The following is a 3,828-nucleotide window of genomic DNA, read 5'->3' as shown; positions in this document are numbered from 1 at the left end:
GTCACCTACAGCGATAACAATAACCGCCGCTACTACCAAACCGGGCTCTATCTGCAGGACGAGATGGTGTGGAATCGCTGGCATCTGGATCTCTCCGGCCGCTACGATCGCATCGTTTCCCGGCAGGTCAGCGACACCTTCGGCACCTCGAGCCGCCGTTCGGATGACCATATCAGCGGCCGCGCCTCCCTGCTGTACGCTCTGGAAAACGGCCTCTCGCCGTACCTGAGCTACAGCCAGGCCATTACCCCGGCAATGCTGCCGGGAGCCGACGGCACCCTGCTTAAACCGACGACCGCGGAGCAGGTAGAAGCGGGTCTGAAGTTCCAGCCGCCGGGCAGCGCCGATATGTACAGTATCGCTATCTATGATTTAACCCAGAAAGACGTGGCCACCCGCGATCCGAATATCGCCACCGCGACCTTTGTTCCGGCCGGGAAGGTGCACTCTCAGGGCGTCGAGCTGGAGATGCGTAACCAAATTACGCCGCAGCTGAGCACCATCGCCTCCTATACCTGGAACCGCCTGCGCTTCCAGGAAACCAGGGACGGCACCAACGATAATACGCCGCAGCTCTCGCCGGATCAGATGGCTTCCTTCTGGGCGCGCTATCAGTTCCCGGCGGGGATCAGCGCCGGTGCGGGGGTACGCTACATTGGGAAACAGTGGGCGGATGATGCCAATACCGAGCGTCTGCCGTCGGTGACCCTGCTGGATGCCATGGTGCGGGCAGATCTCGGCGTCTGGTCGCCGTCGCTGAAAGGGGCGTTCGTGCAGGTGAATGCGAATAACCTCAGCGACCGGGAGTACCTCTCCGGCTGCTACGGAACCGGCAACTGCTACTGGGGCGCGGAGCGCAGCGTGACGGCCACCGTCGGCTACGATTTCTAAGCTCTGGTCTAAAACGCCGCGCCTGCGGGCGACAGAATCACGCGTTCTGTCTCCCGCTAAGCGCGACGCGAGTGGCGCAAGGCGGCGATGATTACATCGCGTCCAGCGCTTTCTGCAGCTTCCAGATATAGCGCGGCGCCTGCGGCGCCGGATGCTTTTTCGCGACGTGCTCGAAGAAATCGTCGGCATCCATATCATTGATCTCGTCAATCGCGTCCTGGCGGTTCGACGAGAAGGTGCGCAGCAGCGCGCCGGCGCCGTTGGCGTAGGAGACCACCACCGCGTAGCGCATCACCTGCGGATCTTTAATCCCGGCCAGCGGACCGTTCTCAAGAATGCTCAGATAGGCCGCGCCCATCGAAATATTGCGCTCCGGGTTTTTCAGCTCGCTCACCGACGGCTCGCCGCGCCAGCCCATGCGCTGGTAAACATCGCGCCCGGAGGTCGAAGGCTTCAGCTGCATCAGGCCAACCGCGCCGGATTTACTTACTACCGTCGGATTACCGCCGGACTCAATGGCGATAATCGCCGTCACCAGCTGCGGATCAACGCCCCACGCCGCGCCGGCTTTTTCGCTGATTGGCATCCACTGCATCGCCCGCTTCACCGGAACCTCGGCGTTCCACGGCGGATTGCGGTAATCATGTTTCGAGCTACAGCCGGCCAGGAACACAAATAAAAAAACGCACCATCTCAATTTCACACATCTATCCTTATTGGCTGAAGTTTGCTGCCTGGAGATGACAATAATCGCTCCAGGCGGCATGATAACCCTTTCATTCTTAGCAAGGAATTGTCATGTCTCAGTTTTATCTGGTCGCCCCTTCAGGCTACTGCACCAACCAGCAGGCGGCGGCCCGCGGCGTCAGCCGTCTGCTGGAAGCAGGACACCAGGTGATGAACCAGCAGGTCATTACCCGCCGACAGCAGCGCTTTGCCGGGACTGAGCAGCAACGCCTGGACGATATCAACCAGCTCGTCACCCTCGACGGCAGCAACCGCATCGTGATGCCGGTACGCGGCGGCTACGGCGCCAGCCGCCTGCTCCCACACATCGACTGGCAGGGCCTGACCGGGCGCCAGCGGCAGGATCCGCTGCTGATCTGCGGCCACAGTGATTTCACGGCGATCCAGCTGGGTCTGCTGGCAAAGGGTAGCATAATCACCTTCAGCGGGCCGATGCTGGCAGGTAACTTTGGTGCAGAAACGCTGGATCCGTTCACGGAATTTCACTTCTGGCAGGCGCTGAGCAGCCCGCAGTTTACCCTCGAATGGGACGGCGACGGTCCGGAGTGCCGCGCGCAGGGCACGCTGTGGGGCGGCAACCTGGCGATGCTCACCTCGCTTATCGGCACGCCGTGGCTGCCGCAGATTGCCGACGGCATTCTGGTGCTGGAAGATATCAACGAACATCCGTTCCGCGTCGAGCGCATGCTGCTGCAGCTGCTGCACAGCGGCATTCTTGCACGCCAGCGGGCGATTATCCTCGGCAGCTTCAGCGGCGCCGCGCCCAACGATTACGACGCCGGATACGATTTACCGGCGGTCTACGCTTACCTGCGCGCGCAGCTCGCTATTCCGCTGATCGACGGCCTGGATTTCGGCCACGAGCAGCGCACCGTCACCCTGCCGCTCGGCGCGCGGGCGCTGCTGGTGAACAATGCGGCCACCACCACCCTCACGCTGAGCGGGCATCCGGTGCTGACGGAATAAAATTTTCCGTGACACATTTCCGGATCCCGCGCGGATGGTTAATATGATGTCAATTTCTCAAAGTCTTCATACGCGTAAGGAGTGCATGAACATTGGATGCCGGTGCGGTTATTAGTCTGTTTATTCTGGGTTCTGTATTAGTAACCTGTAGCATTTTATTGAGTTCCTTTTCCTCACGTCTCGGCATTCCGATTCTGGTCATCTTCCTGGCTATCGGCATGCTGGCGGGCGTTGACGGTATCGGCGGCATCCCTTTTGACAACTACCCTTTCGCCTATATGGTGAGTAACCTGGCGCTGGCGGTGATCCTGCTGGATGGCGGGATGCGCACCCAGGCCAGCTCCTTTCGCGTGGCGCTGTGGCCGGCGCTTTCGCTGGCCACCGTCGGGGTACTGATCACCTCCTGCCTGACCGGGCTGATGGCGGCGTGGCTATTTCATCTCAACCTGATTGAGGGGATGCTGATCGGCGCGATTGTCGGCTCCACCGACGCCGCGGCGGTCTTCTCCCTGCTCGGCGGCAAGGGCCTCAACGAGCGCGTCGGCTCAACGCTGGAGATCGAATCCGGCAGCAACGATCCGATGGCGGTATTTCTGACCATCACGCTTATCGAGATGATTCAGCAGCACCAAACCGGCCTCAGCTGGATGTTCGCGGTCCACATCGTGCAGCAGTTTGGCCTCGGGATCATCATCGGCCTCGGCGGCGGCTACCTGCTCCTGCAGATGATAAACCGCATCGTGCTGCCGGCCGGCCTCTATCCTCTGCTGGCGCTGAGCGGCGGAATTATGATTTTTGCCGTCACCACCTCGCTGGACGGCAGCGGCATCCTGGCGGTCTATCTGTGCGGCTTCCTGCTCGGCAACCGGCCGATCCGCAACCGTCACGGCATTCTGCAAAACTTCGACGGCCTGGCGTGGCTGGCGCAAATCGCCATGTTCCTGGTGCTCGGCCTGCTGGTGACGCCGTCGGACCTGTGGCCGATTGCGATCCCGGCGCTGCTGCTGTCGATGTGGATGATTTTTATCGCCCGTCCGCTGTCGGTCTTCGCCGGCCTGCTGCCGTTTCGCGGGTTTAACCTGCGCGAGCGCATCTTCATCAGCTGGGTGGGATTACGCGGCGCGGTACCGATTATCCTCGCCGTATTCCCGATGATGGCCGGGCTTGAGAACGCGCGCCTGTTCTTCAACGTCGCCTTCTTCGTGGTGCTGGTCTCGCTGCTGC

The 3,828-nt window shown here is 61.1% G+C and carries 4 protein-coding genes; 3 read left to right on the top strand and 1 reads right to left on the bottom strand.

Features of this window, described 5'->3' with window-relative positions; all coding sequences use genetic code 11:
- Positions 1–891, top strand: an 891-nt coding sequence (locus tag PFH44_RS25680) for a TonB-dependent siderophore receptor (protein WP_283826580.1), incomplete at its 5' end; no start/stop codon positions are given.
- A 91-nt stretch (positions 892–982) separates the two neighbouring features.
- On the opposite strand, the gene emtA is transcribed toward PFH44_RS25680, so the two are convergent.
- Positions 983–1,594 (bottom strand): membrane-bound lytic murein transglycosylase EmtA, encoded by a 612-nt coding sequence (gene emtA, locus PFH44_RS25675; RefSeq protein WP_041146166.1) that lies wholly within the window; start codon positions 1,592–1,594, stop codon positions 983–985.
- Positions 1,595–1,689: 95 nt separating this feature from the next.
- On the opposite strand from emtA, the gene ldcA reads away from it, so the two are divergent.
- Positions 1,690–2,604 (top strand): muramoyltetrapeptide carboxypeptidase, encoded by a 915-nt coding sequence (gene ldcA, locus PFH44_RS25670; RefSeq protein WP_283826579.1) that lies wholly within the window; start codon positions 1,690–1,692, stop codon positions 2,602–2,604.
- A 92-nt stretch (positions 2,605–2,696) separates the two neighbouring features.
- Positions 2,697–3,828, top strand: a 1,132-nt coding sequence (locus PFH44_RS25665; protein ID WP_283826578.1) for a potassium/proton antiporter, incomplete at its 3' end; no start/stop codon positions are given.

The organism is Klebsiella sp. Ech2A (genome assembly GCF_030078455.1).
Taxonomy (GTDB): Bacteria; Pseudomonadota; Gammaproteobacteria; order Enterobacterales; family Enterobacteriaceae; genus Klebsiella; species Klebsiella terrigena.
Note: the sequence above shows the minus strand (reverse complement) of the source record. Positions and strands in the feature narration are given on the sequence as shown.

Excerpts from the sequence above, each read along its gene's own strand:
- ldcA (WP_283826579.1), top strand. The coding sequence starts at position 1,690 with ATGTCTCAGTTTTATCTGGTCGCCCCTTCAGGCTACTGCACCAACCAG.